Genomic DNA, 16,844 nt, shown 5'->3' on the forward strand with positions numbered 1-16,844 from the left:
CGCCGTGCGCCCGCACTCGAGCCTCGGCAACCTCACCCCGGCGGAGTTCGCCGAGCGGTGCTCAACAACGCAGCAGACAGAGGCCGTTCTCTAGAGGAATTAGGGCCGAGGATCTCAGGCAGGTCAGGTGCGTGGACGCAACCAAGAGCCGCGCGTCCAAGGCGGCACCTGGCGGTGAAGTCGGGCGCGCCGCACATGAGAACGCGTCCCCAGCGAAACCGCGCGACCCCACGCTGCTGCATTTCCGTCGAAGGAAGCGTGCGAATAGGCAGCAGCGAAGCGTGCTGAGGACGCTCCGCGCCGCCACGGCCTCAGCGGCGAGCGCCAAGAACGCGTTGCTTCGCAGTGTTTGCGGGAGCAAGATGGGCTGCGAGCGACGGCGTTGGGCTCTGTCGAATACCTGTTGGGCAGCGCGAAGATGAGTCAGCGCGAACTTGAACACCTGGGCGACCCAGATCTTGAAATCGCAGGGCTTCGGGTTTGGGTTCACGGCCGCCAGTTCCCCGACGCAACCGACTATTGGGACGGAAACTGGCTTCGCGTCACCGGGCGTTGCAACTACCCGGGATCAAGCGTGCGCGTCCACGGTTCGATCATCCATCTCGGCGAATTGGTTGGCCTGCTTCGCGGGTGTGAGCGTCTCTTGCAGACCCTCTCCGGTCGAGCAGAACTCGCCTGTATCGAGCCCAACCTTCGAGTCGAGCTCGAAGCAAAGACTGGAGGCCACATCGACGTGGCTATCTCCATCACCCCGGACCACATGACGAAGAAACACAGTTTCAACGACGCCTTCGACCAGACCTACCTTCCGCCGATCATCTCAGCGTGCAAGCGCATCCTCGAACGGTTCCCTGTTCGCGAAGGTGAACGGCTGCCCGCATGAGCGCGCTGCCCAACAAGGCGCTGCAGCTGACCGGCAAGGGCCGCGCTCCGATCAACCGCGGTAGAATCTGGCGTCGAACGTCGGTGCTCCGGTCCGCCACGGTGGCGGCCCTTGCCGGCAGCTGAGCGCCGATCCGTTATGCAGCACTCATGAGTCATGAGATCGGCGCTGGCTGCCCGCATCGTCGCGCAGCATCTGCTCTGCGCGCGCGAGTACGCGCTTCGCGCCTTCCAGCCGCGCGCGCGCCACTGCGACCGCGCCCTCCGCCGCGACCTGCGCTTCCGCGAGCTGCAGCTCGCTCGCACCCGTCGTCACGGGCGCGACCGCGCCGCCGCTCGCGAGCGGCGCGAGGACGTAGCCCGCGAAGAGCCGCGTGCGCGCAAAGGGTTTCTTTTCCGCGCGCTCGACGGCGATCGCGAGGCGTCTCTCCGCCTCGGGCGTGAGCGCAAGCGTGGTGAGCGCGCCCTCGCTCACGGCGTTCGCCACCTGCGACGGCGCCGGCGCGGAGGAGCCGCCGTCGGCGAACGCGGAGGAGGAAAGCGCCGCGAGCGCGAACGCCAAGGCGAGAGCGAGCTTCGATTTCATGGCTCCACCGGTGTGGCAGGAGTTGTTACGGGAGCGGCGCTCGCTTCTGACGCGAGTGCGAGGCGATGGCCGACAGCGCGCTCGAGCTCCGCGCGCGCGCGGCGCCACGCGGCGTCAGCGAGCACGAACTCGCGGCGCCCTTCGAGCATCGCGATTTCGGCCTCGAGCTTCGCGCCTGCGTCGATGGCGCCAGCCTCGTAAGCCATGCCCGCGCGGTCATCCCACTCTTCGAGAACGGAAAGGCGCTCGCGATGCCATGCAAGCGCCGAGATGCGCGCAGCTTCCGCACGCGCGTAGGCCTCGCGGACTTCGCGAGTCACGCGTTGCACCGCGGCCTCGTAACGTGCGCGTGCCTGCGCGAGCTTCGCGTCGGCGAGTGCGCGCGCTGCGCGGCCGCCGTCGAGCGGAATGCCGAACTCGGCACCGGGGCCGATCTCCGCATCGGCGCCCGACCCGTTCGCGTCGAGCACGGCGATCAGCTGAAGCACTTCGCGGCGCGCGAGTCCGGCGCGTGCGCCGGCGGCTTCCACCTCGAGTTCGGCGGCGCGCAGCTCGGGGCGAGCAGCGAGCGAGTCGCGCACGAGCTCGTCGACGGAGGGAAGCTCGGCGTGAGGGAGCGCTGTCTCCTCCCTCTCGCAGGGCCAGTCTGCGAACTGGAACGCGGTGAGCTCGGACAGGCGCGCGGTCGCGCCAACAACCGCGGCGTACTCCTGCGCGTGCCGATCGGAGGCGTTCACTGCTTGGAGCTTGGCGCGCGCGACATCGACTGCGGGAAGCCCACCCGCGCGAAACCGCCGCTCGGCATACTCGGCGAAGCGGCGATACGGGTCGCGAGTCTCGCGTAGGAGCGCGCGGAGCCTGGACGCGGCGTTCGCGTCCGCACACGCGACGCGCACATCGCGCACGAGATCGAGCCCGCTCGCGACGACGCGCTCTGCAGTCGCCGCCCAGTCGCGCTTCGCCGCAGCAACGCGCTTCGGTCGCAGCCAGAGCGCGTCGATCGGGAGCTTCGCTGCGTACTCGAGCTGTTTCGAGCCGAGCGGTAACAGCACGCTGAAGGTTGCGGGAGGCGGTGCGCCTGCGCGCATCCACTCCGCCTCCGCGACCCCGAGATCCGCGAGCGCCGCACGGAATTGCGCGCTCCGGCGCAGCGCGAACGCGACGAGCTCGTCTTCGCTCGGCATCGCGTCCCCGGGGTCCGCGAGGTCGGCGCGCTTCGCTTTCTCACCGCTGCGCTCCGTGAGCTGCGCGCGAATCTGCGCCGCGCCATCCGGCGGGCTCACGCAAGCGACTGCGAGCAGCGCCGCCGCTGCGAGCGCAACCGAGCCTATGACGCGACGCGCTGGCAAGTTGCTCCCTAACGATTTGTCTGCGCGATCACCGTCTCGCCGAAGCGCAGCATCTGGTCGCGCTTCTGCACCAGGGTGGAGCGCGGGCCGAGCGTGAAGCTGAACGGAAACGAGTTCGCGCCGGTCATGCCGTGCTCCTCGAGGCGCCGCAACGTGGGTGCTTCGAGAGGCGTCACGAGTGGCACGATCGTTTCGAAGGGGTTGCTCGCGCGCGCGCTCTGGGCGCGCATCACGCGCAACTTGCCGAGGATCTGCTCCGCCTCTTCCGGCGTGTTGCCCACGCCGAGCCAGCCGTCGCCCACGTACGTCGCGCGCTTCATCGCGACATCTGTCAGGCCACCGAACCAGATTGGAACCTCGCGCCCCGGCGCTGGGCTCATCTGCGCGGGCTGCAGGTCGAAGAAGCGGCCGTGGTGCTCGACCACGTCGCCGGTCCACAGCTTGCGCATCAGCGCGACCATCTCGTCCATGCGCCGGCCGCGCGTGTGGAAGTCGATGCCGAGCGCGTCGAACTCCTCGCGGATCCAGCCCGCGCCGGCGCCGAGCGCGACGCGTCCATCTGTCAGGAGCGCGAGCGTGCCGAGCGTCTTCGCGAGCTGAATCGGCTCGCGCAGCGGGAGGATGAACACGAAGGTCGCGAAGTGGAGGCGCTTCGTCGCCGCCGCCATCGCCGCGATCGTCGTCCACGGATCCGGGAACGGCGTGCGCCCGTCGAACATCGGCGCGCCGTCTCCCGAGTACGGGTACTTCGACGCGAGCGTGCCCGGGAAGAACAGGTGATCGGCCAATAACAAGCCGTGGTAGCCCGCCTCTTCCGCTGCTTGCGCGATGCCGACTAGCTGATCGGGCTCCGCGAACGAGATGGCTTGCCAGAACTTCATGCACACCTTTCGCGAGCTTCGCTCGCTGGATCGCCTGCGTTCCTCTTCTCGATTGTCGCGCTCACGCAGGCACGAAGCGGCTGATCGTGTCCACCACGCACGCCGGGCGATCGCTGCCTTCGATCTCCACCGTCACGCGCACCGTCACCTGCACCGCGCCGCCCTTCACTTCTTCCGCCGCGACGACTTCGCCGACGCCGCGCACGCGCGAGCCGACGCGCACGGGCGAGGGGAAGCGCACTTTGTCGCAGCCGTAGTTCACGCCCATCGAGACGCTGCGCACCTCGAGGATTTGCGGCAGGAACTGGTTCACGAGCGAGAGCGTGAGGTAGCCGTGCGCGATGGTGGCGCCGAAGGGGCCGCTTTTCGCGCGCTCGGGATCGACGTGGATCCACTGGTGGTCGCCGGTCGCGCGCGCGAACTCGTCGATGCGCGGCTGCTCGATCGCGAGCCACTCGCTCGCGCCGAGCGGTTTGCCGACCGCGCCGAGCAGCTCGCGCGGGTTCGAGAAGATCGTGGGCACTGCCGTCCTCCGCCGAAGGTGCGAGCGGCGGATTCAAGCTCGTTTCGCGCGCGGGCGCGATGGGCGTGCAACGGGGACGTACGTGCATCGCGCTTGAACGTGTGGAGTTGCACGTACGTCCCCGTTGCACGTTCAGCTGCGCCTCAGTCCGCGGCGGCACTCACGCAGCGCGTGCACCGCGCACGATCGCGACGAGCTTCACGCCCGTGACGAGCGCGCAGATCAGCGCCGCGTAGAGCACGCTCGGCGTGGTGAAGAGCGAGGCGACGCCGAGCGCGGCGTCGACGCCGATCAGAGCGAGCGCGGTGCGCGGCGCGCGCGCGCCGATGCGCGTTCGCAGCCAGCGGCCTGCGGCGAAGTAGAGCGGCGCAGCGAGCACGAACGCGACGATCGGGCTCGCGATGCGATCGTACGCCTGCGCCTCGGCCTCGGTCGTGTTCGCGTGGAGGAACGTCGACCACAGCCACACCCAGGCGAACGAGGCAGCAACGAGAATCGCGAGCAGCGCGAGTGCGCCCGCGATTGCGAAGCCCGAGTGAATCGGGGCGCGAGTCGCGCCGCGGCTCGAAGCGCCGGCGGCGGTCGTCGTCATGGCGCGTCTCCTTGCAGGCCGCTGCAGCCTGCGCCCGTGCCTGGCCCACGACTTGACGATTGTTGCTCCCCCGCGCGGGCGTGGCCCTCTTAAGATTGGGAGCGGAGGAAGCGTCATGCGGAGAGCCGCCACGATGGGCCTGCTGCTCTTCGCGATGAGCTGCGAACACACGCCGATGGCGGGCGAGCGTGAGCCCGAGCCGCCCTCGCCGGATGCGCGCGTGCTCGCGATCGCAGATGCGCTCGTGGACCAAAGGCTCGCCGACAGCCCTGCGACGCTCGCGCGCTTGCGTCCGCCGGGTGCGCGCCACGACGCGCTGCCCGATCAGTCGCTGGCCGCAGAGGCCGCACGCGATCGGCGCGAAGACGCGTGGCTCGCGGAGCTGCGCGCGACGCCGCGTGATGCGCTTGCGGATCCAGCGGCGCAGCACGCGCGCGATCTCGCGCTCGCGCTGCTCGAAGCGAACGCGGCGCAGCGCGTGTGCAAGCGCGAGCTCTGGCCCGTGAGCCAGGTCGGCCCCGCGCTGCTCGTGAACCTCGCCGACGCAGCGCTCGCGCAACCGCTCGAGACTCCCGAGCTGCGCGCGCAGGCGCTCACGCGCTGGACGCAGTTTCCGCGCGCGGTGGGCGACGAGATCGCGGCGCTGCGCGTGGGCCTCGCGCGAGGTGTTACGGCGCCGCGAGTCGTCGTCGACCACGTGCTCGCGCAGCTCGCGACGCTGATCGCAGCGCCGGACGCGGAGCTGCCGCTCGCGAGCCCCGCGTTCCGCGCGAACGACGAGGACTTCCGCGCGACGTTCCTCGCTCTCGTCGCGCACGACGTGCGCCCTGCCCTCGCGCGCTACCGCGACTTCCTACGCGACGAGTATGCGCCACGCGCGCGCGACTCGATCGCGATGGCGGACGGCCCCGGCGGCCGCGCTTGTTATGAGGCGTCGCTGCTGCTCCAGACGACCCTCGCGACCTCTCCCGAAGAGGTGCACGCGCGCGGCCACGCAGCGCTCGCGGAGATCGAAGCCGAGATCGCGGCGATCTCGGCGCGCAGCTTCGGCGGAATCCCGCCGCGCGAGCTGCTCGCGAAGCTGCGCAGCGATACCGCGTTCTTGTATCGCGACGAAGCGCACGTGCTGCGCGTCGGCCAAGCGGCGATGGATCGCGCTTGGGTCGCGCTTCCGCGCGCGTTCACGTTCCTGCCCCGCTCGCGCGCGATCCTCGAACCGATCCCCGCGTTCCAGGCGAAGACGGCCGCGGCGCACTACCTGCAGGCCGCACTCGATGGCAGCGCGCCCGCGGCGTACCGCGTGCGCACGTTCGCGCCCGAGAAGCAAAGCTGGGTGACGGGCGAGAACACCGCGTTCCACGAGATCGTCCCGGGTCACCACCTCCAGATCGCCCTCGCGAACGAACGCGACGACCTGCCGCGCATCGCGCGCCTGTTGTTTCGCAGCGGCTTCACCGAAGGCTGGGCGCTCTACGCAGAGCGCGTCGCCGACGAGCTCGGTCTCTACTCGAGCGACGCCGACCGACTCGGCATGCTGAACGGCCGCGCGTGGCGCGCAGTGCGCCTCGTGGTCGACTCCGGCATGCACGCGCTCGGCTGGAGCCGCGAGCGCGCGCTCGCGTTCATGCTCGAGCACACCGCGCTCTCGCCGGACCAGGCCGCGCAGGAGATCGACCGCTACATCGCGCGCCCGGCGCAGGCAGCGGCGTACTTGCTCGGTTATCAGGAAATCGTCGCGCTACGCGAAGAGGCCGAGCGTGCGCTCGGAGCGCGCTTCGACTTGCGCGAGTTCCACGACGTCGTGCTCGGCAGCGGCAGCACCACGCTTCCGCTGCTGCGCGAGCGCGTGGCGGCGTGGCTCGAAGGGGAGATGCCGCCGCCGGATCGGACCGAGGTCGGGCTCGAGAACGGCCCGTCGCCTGATCGGCCTCCGCCCTAATTCGGCCGAACCACAACCCTTGTCAGGGCCACGCACCGGCCGGCCGAAGAGCGCGAGCTGGAGCGAGTGGCGATGGCGGCGGCGACATCAGCGGCGGGCAGCGGGTCCGCGCAAGGGCACGATTCTTCTCGGTTCTTCGGTTTCGCCGCGATCTGCGTTCAGCTCGCGCTGCTCGCCCTCGCGATGCAGCGTTTCGGCATCGAGAACGCGGGCTTCCAGAACCTCGCGTGGCTCGCGTTCGCGGGCTTCGCGGTGCACTTCTGGCTGCCGCGCGCGTGGCGCCTCGGTTTCTTTCTCGCGCTCTCGCTCGCAGGCTTCGCGCTCGTGCTGGGCGTCGCGAACGCGGCTTGGCTCGTGGTGGTGACGCTCGCGCTGATCGGCGTATGCCACCTGCCCACATCCTGGAGCGTTCGCATCGGGTTGTTGTTGGCGGCAGGCGCCGGGCTCGCGTGGCTGCGCGTGCAACCGGTGGGCGCGCCGTGGTCGGCCTCGCTCTGGCCGATCCTCTCCGCGGTCTTGATGTTCCGCATGATCGTCTACGTGTACGACCTGCGGCACGACAAGAAGCCGGGCACGCCGCTGCAGGCGCTCTCGTACTTCTTCCTCCTGCCCAACGCGAGCTTCCCGCTCTTCCCCGTCATCGACTACACCACGTTCCGCAAGAGTTATTACGGCGCTCCCGAGCCCCAGCTCCATCAGCGCGGCGTCGACTGGATGGTGCGCGGAGTGGTGCAGCTGCTGCTCTACCGCGTGATCTATTTCCACCTGACGATCGAGGCGAGCGAGGTACGCGGCCCGTTCGAGCTGCTGCAGTACCTCGCCACCAACTTCCTGCTCTACCTGCGCGTCTCCGGCCAGTTCCACCTGATCGTGGGAATGCTGCATCTGTTCGGCTTCCACTTGCCGGAGACGAACCACCAGTACGCGCTGTCCTCCTCCTTCACCGACTTCTGGCGCCGCATCAACATCTACTGGAAGGACTTCATGCTGAAGGTCTTCTACTACCCGGCGTTCTTCCGGTTGCGGAAGCGGGGAACGAAGACGGCGCTCGTGGGCGCGACGCTGTTCGTGTTCGTGGTGACGTGGTTCCTGCACAGTTATCAATGGTTTTGGCTGCGCGGATCGTTCCCGGTCACCTGGCAGGACATCATCTTCTGGGGGACGCTCGCCGGGCTCGTCGTCCACGGCACGCTGCGCGAAGCCGATCCGTCGTTCCGCAAGCGCAAGCTTGGGGGCGAGCCGCTCTGGAAGCGCGCGCTCGCGACCGTGGGGACGTTCTTCGCGATCTGCACGCTTTGGTCGATCTGGACTGCGGACACGATTCCGGCGTGGCTGCTGCTCTGGAAGAACGGCCTCGCGTGGCACGGCGCACCGGAGCTCCCCGCGGCTTCCAGCTGGGCGCCGAGCCTGGCGATCGCGCTCGGCTGTGCGGGAGTGTTCTGGGCCGCGCGCGCACTCGGCCCGCGCGTGCTGCCGCGCGTCGCGCCGCAGGGCGCGTCGCTCGCCGCGATCGGGCTGCTGATCGTGCTCAGCGCGGGCAAGGCGCAAAGCGCGCTCGGCTCGGGCGGCGAGCTGCTCGCGAGCATCGAGCAAAGCCGGCTCAGCGCCACCGACATCGCGCGGCTGCAGCGCGGTTATTACGAAGAATTGATCGACATGGACCGCTTCGGCTCGCCGGTGTGGGAGCTCGAGCTGAAGAAACCGGCGTCGTGGCCGAGGCTGCACGCGACCGAGCTCGCGAGGCCGGTGCGCAGCTGGATGAAGGTGGAGATGAACCCGTCGGTTTCGATCGACTTCCACGGCGTGCCGACGAGCACGAATCGCTGGGGAATGCGCGATCGCCACTACACGCTCGAGAAGCCGCCCGGCACATGGCGCGCCGTACTGATCGGCTCGTCGCACCTGATGGGCTCGGGCGTGGCGGACGATGCGACGTTCGAGGCGCTCATCGAAGCGAAGCTGAACGAGACGCGCCCTGGCGGCTACGCACGCTACGAGTTGCTCAACTTTGGCATCGAGGGCTACACGCCCCCCCCCAACAGCTCGACGACCTGCGAACGCGCGCGCTGCGCTTCTCGCCCGACGCCGCGATCTACGTCGCGCACTCGATCGACCGCACGAAGGCGCGCAACCACGTTGCCGAGGCGCAGAACCGCGGGCTCGCGATTCCGCACGCCTATCTGCGCGAGATCCTGACCAAAGCCGGTGCGCAGCCGGGCGAGAGCGAAGAGTCGATCAAGGAGAAGCTCTCTCCGTTCGCCGAGGACATTCTGCGCTGGAGCTACGCCGAGTTCGCGCGCACGGCGCGCGAGGCGGGCGCCGTTCCGATCTGGCTGCTGATCCCGACGCCACTCGACGAGACCGCGGAGCAGATGGTCGCGAGCACGACGCAGCTCGCGCGCGATGCGGGCTTCGTCATCATCGACGAAGTGCAGACTGCGTACGCGCATCTGCCGTGGGAAGAACTGGCCGTCGCAGAGTGGGACGACCATCCGAATGCGAAAGGCCACGCGCTGATCGCGGAGCGCACGCTCGAAGCGATCGTCGCGCGAGAGAGCGAGATTTGGCGCGCCGCGCCTTCGCAGGTCGCCGAAGAGATCCCTGACGCGGAAACCATGGAGAGCATCCGATGAGTCACGATGAAGCCTCGATCCGTAACGCTGTGCGCAGCTACATCCTGCGCGAGCTGATCCCGGGCGAAGCGCCCGAGAAGCTCGACGACGCGCTGTCGCTCAAGGAGGCGGGCATTCTCGTCTCACTGTCGACGCTGCAGTTCGTCACGAACGTCGAGGAGAGCTTCGGCCTCGAGCTGGAGCCGCACGAAGCGTCGACCGCGTTCAACTCGGTGAACGAGATCGTCGCGCTCGTGGCGTCGAAGCTGGCATGACGCTCGCGGCGGAAGTTGCGTCGCTCGCTGCGCTGCTCGAGCACTGGGCGCTGCGCACGCCGAATGCGATCGCGGCCGAAGATTCCGCGGGCCGCGCGCTCACGTACGCGCAGCTCGACGCGCTGGCGTCGCGCATCGCGCAGCGCCTGTGCGAGCGCGGCGTGGTTCCGGGCGACCGCGTGGGCGTGTGCCTGCCGAAGAGCCTCGCGTCGTTCGCGGCGCTGCTCGCGATCTCGAAGGCGCGCGCCACCTACGTGCCCGTCGACTTCTCCGCGCCGGCCGAGCGCAACCGCTTCATCTTCGCCGATTGCGCCGCTCGCGTCGTGGTCGCGGACGATGCCCGCGCTGCGGCGCTCGCTCCCGGCGACGACTTCTCCGCGCCACTGCTCGCGTTCACCGGCGATGCTGCGAATGGCGACGATGCCGCGTGGCTCGTAGGCGCTGGCGAGAGCTTCCGCTGCGCAGCGCCCGCCAGCGCGCAGGATCTCTCGTACATCCTCTACACGTCCGGCTCGACCGGGAAGCCGAAGGGCGTCGTGCACACCAACGCGAGCGCCCTGTCGTTCGTGGACTGGGCCGCGCAGCTCGCGCAGCCTGGGAGCGCCGACCGCTTCAGCAGCCACGCGCCGTTCCACTTCGATCTCTCGATCCTCGACCTCTACGTGCCGCTCACGGCTGGCGCGCGCGTCGTGCTCGTGAGCGAGGGATTAGGGAAGGATCCGCACGCGCTCGCGAAGTTCATCTCCGAGCGCCGCATCAGCGTGTGGTACTCGGTGCCGTCGATCCTCGCGGTGCTCGCGCAGCACGGAAAGCTCGAGCGCCACGACTACGGCGCTCTGCGGCTCGTGTTCTTCGCGGGCGAGGTCTTCCCGGTGAAGCACCTGCGCGCGCTGAAGCAGCTCTGGACCGCGCCGCGCTTCTTCAATCTCTACGGACCGACCGAGACGAACGTCTGCACTTATTACGAGATTCCTCGCACGATCGAGCCCGAGCGCAGTGCGCCCTTCCCGATCGGCCCCGCGTGCGAGAACTGCGAGGCGATCGCGTTCGACGACGAGATGCGCCCCGTGGCGCGAGGCGCCGAGGGCGTACTGTACGTGCAGGCGAGCGGGCCGGTGATGCGGGATTACTGGAACCTGCCGGAGCGAACCGCCCAGGCGTTCCGCACGACCGCGGACGGCCGGCGCTGGTACTGCACGGGCGACATCGTCGTCGCCGACGAGCGCGGCTGCTTCTCCTACGTGGGCCGCCGCGATCGCATGGTGAAGCGGCGCGGCTATCGCATCGAGCTGGGTGAGATCGAGGCCGCGCTCTACAAGCACCCCGCGGTCAAGGAAGCCGCCGTCGTGGCGAAGACGCAGGAAGACGGCGTCGCGATCTGGGCGTACGTGGCGGGCCACGGCGCGCCGCCGGGCGTGATCGAGCTGAAGCAGTTCTGCGCGAAGAACCTGCTCGCGTACATGAGCCCGGACCGCTTCGTCGTCGTGGACGCGCTGCCCCGGACGAGCACCGCGAAGGTCGACTACCAAGCGCTGCTGAAGAGCGCCTAGGCTCGCGGCGATGGACTTCTCGCTCACTCCGGCGCAGCTCGAGCTGCAGAACGCGGCGATCGACTTCGCCCGCGGCGAGCTGAACGACGCATTGCGCGAGCGCGACGCCGCATCGCAGTTCTCGAGAGAGGGCTGGCGCAAGTGCGCCGAGTTCGGCGTGCACGCGCTGCCCGTGCCAACGGCTCACGGAGGCCAAGGCGCCGACCTAACAACCACGATCGCGGTGATGGAAGGCATCGGCTACGGCTCGACCGACGCTGGCCTGCTCTTCTCGATCAACGCGAGCCTGTGGACCAACACGATTCCGCTGCTGCAGTTCGGCAGCGGGGAGCAGAAGGCGCGCTTCCTGCCGAAGCTGACGCGCGGCGACTGGATCGGCGCGAACCTCGGCAGCGAGCCCGAAGCCGGCTCCGACATCTTCGGCCTGCGCACGCGCGCCGTGCGCGACGGCGACGCGTACGTGCTCGCCGGCGCGAAGACGTGGGCGACGAACGCGCCCGTCGCGGACCTGTTCGTGGTGTACGCGACGCTCGATCCTGCGCTCGGGCTGATGGGCATCACCGCGTTCCTGCTCGAGAAGGGCACGCCCGGTCTGCGCATCGGCGGCGAGCTGCACAAGATGGGCCTGCGCACTTCGCCGATGGCCGAGGTGTTCCTGGACGACGTCCGCGTGCCCGTAACGAATCGCCTCGGACGCGAGGGGCGCGGCGCGGCGGTGTTCAACTGCGCGATGGATTGGGAGCGCGGCTGCATCCTCGCGACCTGCCTCGGCGCGATGCGCCGGCAGCTCGAGCGCTGCATCGACTACGCGAAGACGCGCCGGCAATTCGGCAAGGCGATCGCGGAGTTTCAGTCGGTGACGAACCGCATCGCCGACATGAAGACCCGGCTCGATGCGGCGCGCCTACTCGTCTACCGCATCGGCTTCCTGAAGGACCGCGGCCTTCCGAGCGAGGCCGAAGCCGCGCAGGCCAAGCTCTTCACCTCCGAGGCGTTCGTGCAGAACTCCCTCGACGCGATGCGCACGCTCGGCGCCTACGGCTACATGCAGGAAGCCGAGCTCGAGCGCGAGACGCGCGACGCGATCGGCAGCCTGTTCAGCTCGGGCACGAGCGACATCCAGCGCAACATCATCGCGAAGAAGCTGGGGCTGAATCCGTAGGGCCTGCCGACGACGACGGCCCCTCCTCGTTACGGGTGCTGACTGCTCACGGCGACGATCTCGCCCGTCATGTACGAGGCGTAATCGCTCGCGAGGAACACCATCACGTTCGCGACTTCGAAGGGCGCGGCGGCGCGGCCGAAGGCTTCGCGCTGCTCGAGCTGCTCGAGCAGGCCGTCAGGCGTCACTCTCGAGAGGAACTCGTGCATCGCGAGGCTCGGCGCGACCGCGTTGACGCGCACTCCGCTCGCGGCCGCCTCCATCGCGACGCAGCGCGTGAACGCCATCACGCCCGCCTTCGCGGCGGCGTAATGACTCTGCCCCGGTTGCGCGCGCCAGCCGAGCACCGAGGCGTTGTTCACGACCGCGCCGGCGCCGCGCGCGAGCATGTGCGGCAAGAACGCGCGCGTGACGCGCATCGTGCCGTTCAGCGTCACGTCGAGGACTCTCGTCCACTGCGCGTCGGTCATGTCGACGAGGTTCGCCGTGCCGCCGAGGCCCGCGTTGTTCACGAGCACGTCGACGCGCCCGAGCGCCGCGATCGCCGCGTCGCGCAGCGCATCCACCTGCGCCTGCTGCGTCACGTCACAGAGCGCGGTGGCGGGGCGTTTGCCCGTGAGCTCGGCGAGCTTGTCCGCGGCTTCGTCGAGGCGGCGCGGGTGGAGGTCGCTGATCAGCAGCGTCGCGCCTTCTTCCGCGAAGCGGCGCGCGGCCCAGAAGCCGATGCCGGTGCCGGCGGCGGCCGTAATCACTGCGGTCTTGCCCGCGAGGATGTTCTTGCCTTCGAGATACGCGGGGATGCTCTTGCTCACTTCACGGCCTCGGTTCGCGCGGCAGACCGAGCGCGCGCTCGGCGATCTGGTTGCGTTGAATCTGATTCGAGCCGCCGTAGATGGTGTCGCTGCGCGTGAATAGGAAGAGGCGCTGCAGCGGTGTGAGCTCGTACGGGAAGCCGGCGGCGACATCTGCCTCGGGGCCCAGCACGTCCATCGCGAGCTCGCCGAGCGCGCGGTGCCACGTCGCCCAATAGATCTTGTGGATCATGCCCGCGCCGGAGAGCGCGGTGTCGTCGCTCAGCGTGCGCAGCGCGTTCCAGCGCTGAATCTCGAGGCCGATCCAGGCGTCGGCGATGCGCTGGCGGATCAGCGTGTCCCGCGATTTCCCGTTCTGCTTCGCGATGCGGATGATCGAGTCGAGCTCGTTTCGGAACAGCATCTGCTGGCCGAGCGTGGAGACGCCGCGCTCGAACGCGAGCGTCGCCATTGCCACTCTCCAGCCCTCGCCCGGCGCGCCTAACAGATTCTCCTTCGCCGTGCGGGCGCCGTCGTAGAACACCTCGGAGAACTCGGCGTCGCCCGTGATCTGGCGGATCGGGCGGATCGTGACGCCGGGCTGCTTCATCGGCACCAACAAGTACGAGAGCCCCGCGTGCCGCTTCGAATCGGGATCCGTGCGCGCGACCACGAAGCACCAGTCGGCCCACTCGGCCCACGAAGTCCACACCTTCTGGCCGTCGATCACCCAGGTGTCGCCCTCGAGCCGCGCGCGCGTCTGCACGTTCGCGAGATCGCTGCCCGCGTTCGGCTCCGAGTAGCCCTGACACCAGATGGTGTCGCCCGCGACGATCGGCGGCAGGAAGCGCGCCTTCTGCTCCGGCGTGCCGAACGCGATGCAGGTCGGCCCGAACAGTGTGACGCCCATGTGATTGAGGCGGCCCGGCGCGCCCGCGCGCGCGTACTCCTCGAAGAAGATCACCTGCTGCGAGAGCGAGAGGCCGCGCCCGCCCGCCTCGCGCGGCCAGCTCACGCACGTCCAGCCGCCGCTCGCGAGCTCCTTCTCCCACGCGCGGCGCTCGTCGATGAGCGCGCTCTCGTCGCCCGGCCCGCCGCGATGCCGCACCACCGCGAACTCGCCGCTGAGCGCGTCGTCCAGCCACGCCGCGATCTCGCGGCGGAAGGCTTCGTCTTCGGGGGAGAAGTGGATGTTCACGGGGCCTCGCGGTCGCGCTCCGCGAAATCGCTAGTTCGGCGTCAGACGCCAAACCCTCGATTCCGCGCCGTCAGGCGTGCGGCACATTACGATACGTTCCGTCTCGTAGCGAGAAAAAGCTGAGCATTCACTGGGGGTTCCGCGCCGTGGCCCAGCAGAATCCGGATTGGCTCGAGATGACGATCCCGCGCACGCTCGCGCGCGCGGCGGAGCTGTGGCCGAGCGCGTCCGCGGTCGAGGACGGCGCGGGGCGCTTCACGTTCGCGGCGCTCGCGGCCGAGGTGGAGCGCGCGGCTCGGGCGATGCTCGCGGCGCGCGTGGCGCACGGGGATCGCGTCGCGGTGTGGGCCCCTAACAGCTGGGCGTGGGAGGTGGCGGCGCTCGGCGCGCAGTGCGTCGGCGGCGTGCTCGTCACGCTGAACACGCGCTTCAAGGCGCACGAGGCGGCGTACGTGTTAGGGAAGAGCGGCGCGAAGCTGCTCTTCACGGTCGGCGAGTTCCTCGGCGTGAACTACGCCGAGTCGATCGCGACGCAGCCGCTGCCGAGGCTGGAGCGCGTCGTTGCGCTCGCGGGCGTGGCGAGGAACGCGCAGCCGTGGAGCGAGTTCGTCGCCGCCGGCGAGCGCGTGAACGCCGTAGATGCGCGCGCGCGCGGGGCGGCCGTCACGAGCGACGACCTCAGCGACATCCTCTTCACGAGCGGCACCACCGGCTTCCCCAAAGGCGTGATGACCGCGCACGGACAGAACCTGAAGGTGTTCGACGCCTGGAGCCGCGGCGTCGGGATTCGCACGGGCGACCGCTACCTGATCCAGAATCCGTACTTCCACAGCTTCGGCTACAAGGCCGGCTGGCTCACGTGCTTGATCCGCGGCGCCACCGCGCTGCCGCACGCCGTCTTCGACGTCGCGACCGTGCTCGCGCGCTGCGCGAACGAGCGCGTGAACGTGCTGCCCGGCCCGCCCACGCTCTACCAGTCATTCCTCGCATTCCCGGACCGCGCGAAGTTCGACTTATCAGGCCTGCGCCTCGCCGTGACCGGCGCCGCCGCCGTCCCGGTGGAGCTCGTGCACCGCATGAAGCGCGAGCTCGGCTTCCAGAGCGTGATCACCGCCTACGGCCTCACCGAGAGCTGCGGAACCGTCTCGCTCTGCACGCCGGACGACGACGCCGAGACGATCGCCACCACCTCTGGCAAAGCGCTCCCGGACACCGAGGTGAAGTGCGTGCGCGAGGACGGCGTGGAAGCGCCGCGCGGCGAGGCGGGAGAAATCTGGGTGCGCGGCTACAACGTGATGCGCGGTTATTACGAGGACGCCGCCGAGACCGCGAAGACGATCGACGCCGAGGGCTGGCTCCACACCGGCGACGTCGGCGTGATGGACGCGCGCGGCTACCTGCGCATCACCGACCGCATCAAGGACATGTACATCACCGGCGGCTTCAACTGCTATCCCGCCGAGATCGAGAACCTGATCTACCAGCACCCCGGCGTCGCCCAAGTCGCCGTGATCGGCGTCCCGCACGAACGCCAAGGCGAGATCGGCATGGCGTTCGTGGTGCCTGCACCGGGCGCGACGATCGACCCCGCCGCCCTAATCACTTGGTGCAAGGCGAACATGGCGAACTACAAGGTGCCGGGCAGCGTGCGCGTGGTGAGCGCGCTGCCGATGAATGCGTCGGGGAAGGTGGTGAAGGGGGAGCTCCGGAAGGTGGCGACGGAGCGGAGCTGAAGCGAGGGACGAACGCGGTTCTCGTAGAGCACTTGTCGCGACGAGCCGAGCCGATAGGTTACATGTAACCCGGGTCAGGAAGGATCCACCGTGCCGTCCGCACCGAAGCGCAGGCTCGCACGTCGCAAGCCCGCCAAGCCCAAGACCTCCCGAGAGAAGGTCGAGGCTCACCGCCGCCGCTTGCGGGCACAGGGACTTCGTCCCCTCCAGATCTGGGTGCCCGACACGCGCTCTCGCCGATTCGCGAACGAGGCGCGCCGGCAATCGCTCGCAGTCGCCTCGAGTGCGGGAGCTGCGGATGACCAGGCGTTCGTCGCTGCCTTGGGCGAGCTGAGCTTCGAGTGAACCGGGGCGAAGTCTGGACCGCGTCCGCCGGCGGCGCATATGTGGGCAAGCCGCGCCCCGTCGTGATCATCCAGGACGATCGATTCGAAGGGACCGCCTCGATCAGCGTGTGCGCGTTCACAACCGATCCGACCGAGGCTCCACTGTTCCGCCTGCGCATCGAGCCCAGCGACGCGAATGGCCTGAGAGAAACGTCGAGCATCATGGTCGACAAGGTCACGACCGTCGCACGCGACAAGCTCGGGAAACGGATCGGGCGCCTCGCAGACGAAGACATCGTGCGGCTCAATCGCGCGCTGATGCTGTTCTTGGGATTGGTGGGGTAGGAATCGGGCGCAGCGTGACGGTTGGGAAGGGGTCGATCCGCGCGAAGCACTGATCTCACCGAGACCGCGAAGGTCGACGCCGAGGGCTGGCTCCACACGA

General features: G+C 69.1%; 17 protein-coding genes. 10 read left to right on the forward strand and 7 right to left on the reverse strand.

What is annotated here, in order from left to right; translation table 11 throughout:
• The first annotated feature begins 382 nt into the window (after positions 1 to 382).
• Positions 383 to 883, forward strand: coding sequence for a hypothetical protein (locus FJ091_19765; protein ID MBM4385593.1), 501 nt, complete (start codon positions 383 to 385; stop codon positions 881 to 883).
• Positions 884 to 1,030: 147 nt separating this feature from the next.
• Here FJ091_19765 and FJ091_19770 read toward each other — a convergent pair whose 3' ends face one another.
• From FJ091_19770 to FJ091_19790, 5 genes are all read right to left on the reverse strand, one after another.
• Positions 1,031 to 1,468, reverse strand: coding sequence for a hypothetical protein (locus FJ091_19770; protein ID MBM4385594.1), 438 nt, complete (start codon positions 1,466 to 1,468; stop codon positions 1,031 to 1,033).
• A complete protein-coding gene (locus FJ091_19775) occupies positions 1,465 to 2,751 on the reverse strand; it encodes a TolC family protein (GenBank protein ID MBM4385595.1) in 1,287 nt (428 codons plus the stop codon). The genes FJ091_19770 and FJ091_19775 overlap by 4 nt, the downstream gene beginning before the upstream one ends.
• Before the next feature lie 74 nt (positions 2,752 to 2,825).
• Positions 2,826 to 3,698 (reverse strand): TIGR03619 family F420-dependent LLM class oxidoreductase, encoded by an 873-nt coding sequence (locus FJ091_19780; GenBank protein ID MBM4385596.1) that lies wholly within the window; start codon positions 3,696 to 3,698, stop codon positions 2,826 to 2,828.
• A gap of 61 nt (positions 3,699 to 3,759) precedes the next feature.
• Positions 3,760 to 4,221 (reverse strand): MaoC family dehydratase, encoded by a 462-nt coding sequence (locus FJ091_19785; GenBank protein MBM4385597.1) that lies wholly within the window; start codon positions 4,219 to 4,221, stop codon positions 3,760 to 3,762.
• 160 nt (positions 4,222 to 4,381) lie between these two features.
• Positions 4,382 to 4,813, reverse strand: coding sequence for a hypothetical protein (locus FJ091_19790; GenBank protein MBM4385598.1), 432 nt, complete (start codon positions 4,811 to 4,813; stop codon positions 4,382 to 4,384).
• 115 nt (positions 4,814 to 4,928) lie between these two features.
• Between FJ091_19790 and FJ091_19795 the strand changes: the two genes are divergently transcribed.
• The 6 genes from FJ091_19795 (at position 4,929) to FJ091_19820 (ending at position 12,351) form a co-directional block, all read left to right on the forward strand.
• Positions 4,929 to 6,752 (forward strand): DUF885 domain-containing protein, encoded by a 1,824-nt coding sequence (locus FJ091_19795; GenBank protein MBM4385599.1) that lies wholly within the window; start codon positions 4,929 to 4,931, stop codon positions 6,750 to 6,752.
• Between the two features lie 72 nt (positions 6,753 to 6,824).
• On the forward strand, positions 6,825 to 8,948 hold the full coding sequence (locus FJ091_19800; GenBank protein ID MBM4385600.1) for a hypothetical protein: 2,124 nt from the start codon (positions 6,825 to 6,827) through the stop codon (positions 8,946 to 8,948).
• Between the two features lie 176 nt (positions 8,949 to 9,124).
• Positions 9,125 to 9,385: a hypothetical protein gene (locus FJ091_19805; GenBank protein MBM4385601.1), complete on the forward strand. Its 261-nt coding sequence runs from the start codon at positions 9,125 to 9,127 to the stop codon at positions 9,383 to 9,385.
• Complete coding sequence (locus tag FJ091_19810) at positions 9,382 to 9,639, forward strand: acyl carrier protein (GenBank protein MBM4385602.1); 258 nt, start codon at positions 9,382 to 9,384, stop codon at positions 9,637 to 9,639. The genes FJ091_19805 and FJ091_19810 overlap by 4 nt, the downstream gene beginning before the upstream one ends.
• Positions 9,636 to 11,189: an amino acid adenylation domain-containing protein gene (locus FJ091_19815; GenBank protein MBM4385603.1), complete on the forward strand. Its 1,554-nt coding sequence runs from the start codon at positions 9,636 to 9,638 to the stop codon at positions 11,187 to 11,189. The genes FJ091_19810 and FJ091_19815 overlap by 4 nt, the downstream gene beginning before the upstream one ends.
• A gap of 10 nt (positions 11,190 to 11,199) precedes the next feature.
• Positions 11,200 to 12,351: an acyl-CoA dehydrogenase family protein gene (locus FJ091_19820; GenBank protein ID MBM4385604.1), complete on the forward strand. Its 1,152-nt coding sequence runs from the start codon at positions 11,200 to 11,202 to the stop codon at positions 12,349 to 12,351.
• Between the two features lie 29 nt (positions 12,352 to 12,380).
• Here the strand turns inward: FJ091_19820 and FJ091_19825 are convergent, their stop codons facing one another.
• Entirely contained in the window at positions 12,381 to 13,163 is a 783-nt protein-coding gene (locus tag FJ091_19825; GenBank protein MBM4385605.1) for an SDR family oxidoreductase, read from the reverse strand.
• Position 13,164: 1 nt separating this feature from the next.
• Positions 13,165 to 14,340, reverse strand: a complete 1,176-nt coding sequence (locus FJ091_19830; GenBank protein MBM4385606.1) for an acyl-CoA dehydrogenase family protein — start codon at positions 14,338 to 14,340, stop codon at positions 13,165 to 13,167.
• 176 nt (positions 14,341 to 14,516) lie between these two features.
• On the opposite strand from FJ091_19830, the gene FJ091_19835 reads away from it, so the two are divergent.
• From FJ091_19835 to FJ091_19845, 3 genes are all read left to right on the forward strand, one after another.
• A complete protein-coding gene (locus FJ091_19835; protein ID MBM4385607.1) occupies positions 14,517 to 16,073 on the forward strand; it encodes an AMP-binding protein in 1,557 nt (518 codons plus the stop codon).
• Between the two features lie 90 nt (positions 16,074 to 16,163).
• Positions 16,164 to 16,418, forward strand: a complete 255-nt coding sequence (locus FJ091_19840) for an antitoxin MazE family protein (GenBank protein ID MBM4385608.1) — start codon at positions 16,164 to 16,166, stop codon at positions 16,416 to 16,418.
• The gene (locus FJ091_19845) at positions 16,415 to 16,744 is read left to right on the forward strand and encodes a type II toxin-antitoxin system PemK/MazF family toxin (GenBank protein MBM4385609.1); all 330 of its coding nucleotides are present in this window, start codon (positions 16,415 to 16,417) and stop codon (positions 16,742 to 16,744) included. Before FJ091_19840 ends, FJ091_19845 begins: the two co-directional genes overlap by 4 nt.
• The last annotated feature ends 100 nt before the right edge of the window (positions 16,745 to 16,844 follow it).

The sequence above is a fragment of the Deltaproteobacteria bacterium genome, from assembly GCA_016875395.1.
Classification (GTDB): Bacteria; Myxococcota_A; UBA9160; order UBA9160; family UBA6930; genus VGRF01.

Bases quoted from the DNA above. Each gene is read 5' to 3' on its own strand.
- FJ091_19770 (MBM4385594.1), bottom strand. From the start codon at position 1,468: ATGAAATCGAAGCTCGCTCTCGCCTTGGCGTTCGCGCTCGCGGCGCTT.
- FJ091_19780 (MBM4385596.1), bottom strand. From the start codon at position 3,698: ATGAAGTTCTGGCAAGCCATCTCGTTCGCGGAGCCCGATCAGCTAGTC.
- FJ091_19790 (MBM4385598.1), bottom strand. From the start codon at position 4,813: ATGACGACGACCGCCGCCGGCGCTTCGAGCCGCGGCGCGACTCGCGCC.
- FJ091_19795 (MBM4385599.1), top strand. From the start codon at position 4,929: ATGCGGAGAGCCGCCACGATGGGCCTGCTGCTCTTCGCGATGAGCTGC.
- FJ091_19800 (MBM4385600.1), top strand. From the start codon at position 6,825: ATGGCGGCGGCGACATCAGCGGCGGGCAGCGGGTCCGCGCAAGGGCAC.
- FJ091_19805 (MBM4385601.1), top strand. From the start codon at position 9,125: ATGGTCGCGAGCACGACGCAGCTCGCGCGCGATGCGGGCTTCGTCATC.
- FJ091_19810 (MBM4385602.1), top strand. From the start codon at position 9,382: ATGAGTCACGATGAAGCCTCGATCCGTAACGCTGTGCGCAGCTACATC.
- FJ091_19815 (MBM4385603.1), top strand. From the start codon at position 9,636: ATGACGCTCGCGGCGGAAGTTGCGTCGCTCGCTGCGCTGCTCGAGCAC.
- FJ091_19820 (MBM4385604.1), top strand. From the start codon at position 11,200: ATGGACTTCTCGCTCACTCCGGCGCAGCTCGAGCTGCAGAACGCGGCG.
- FJ091_19835 (MBM4385607.1), top strand. From the start codon at position 14,517: ATGACGATCCCGCGCACGCTCGCGCGCGCGGCGGAGCTGTGGCCGAGC.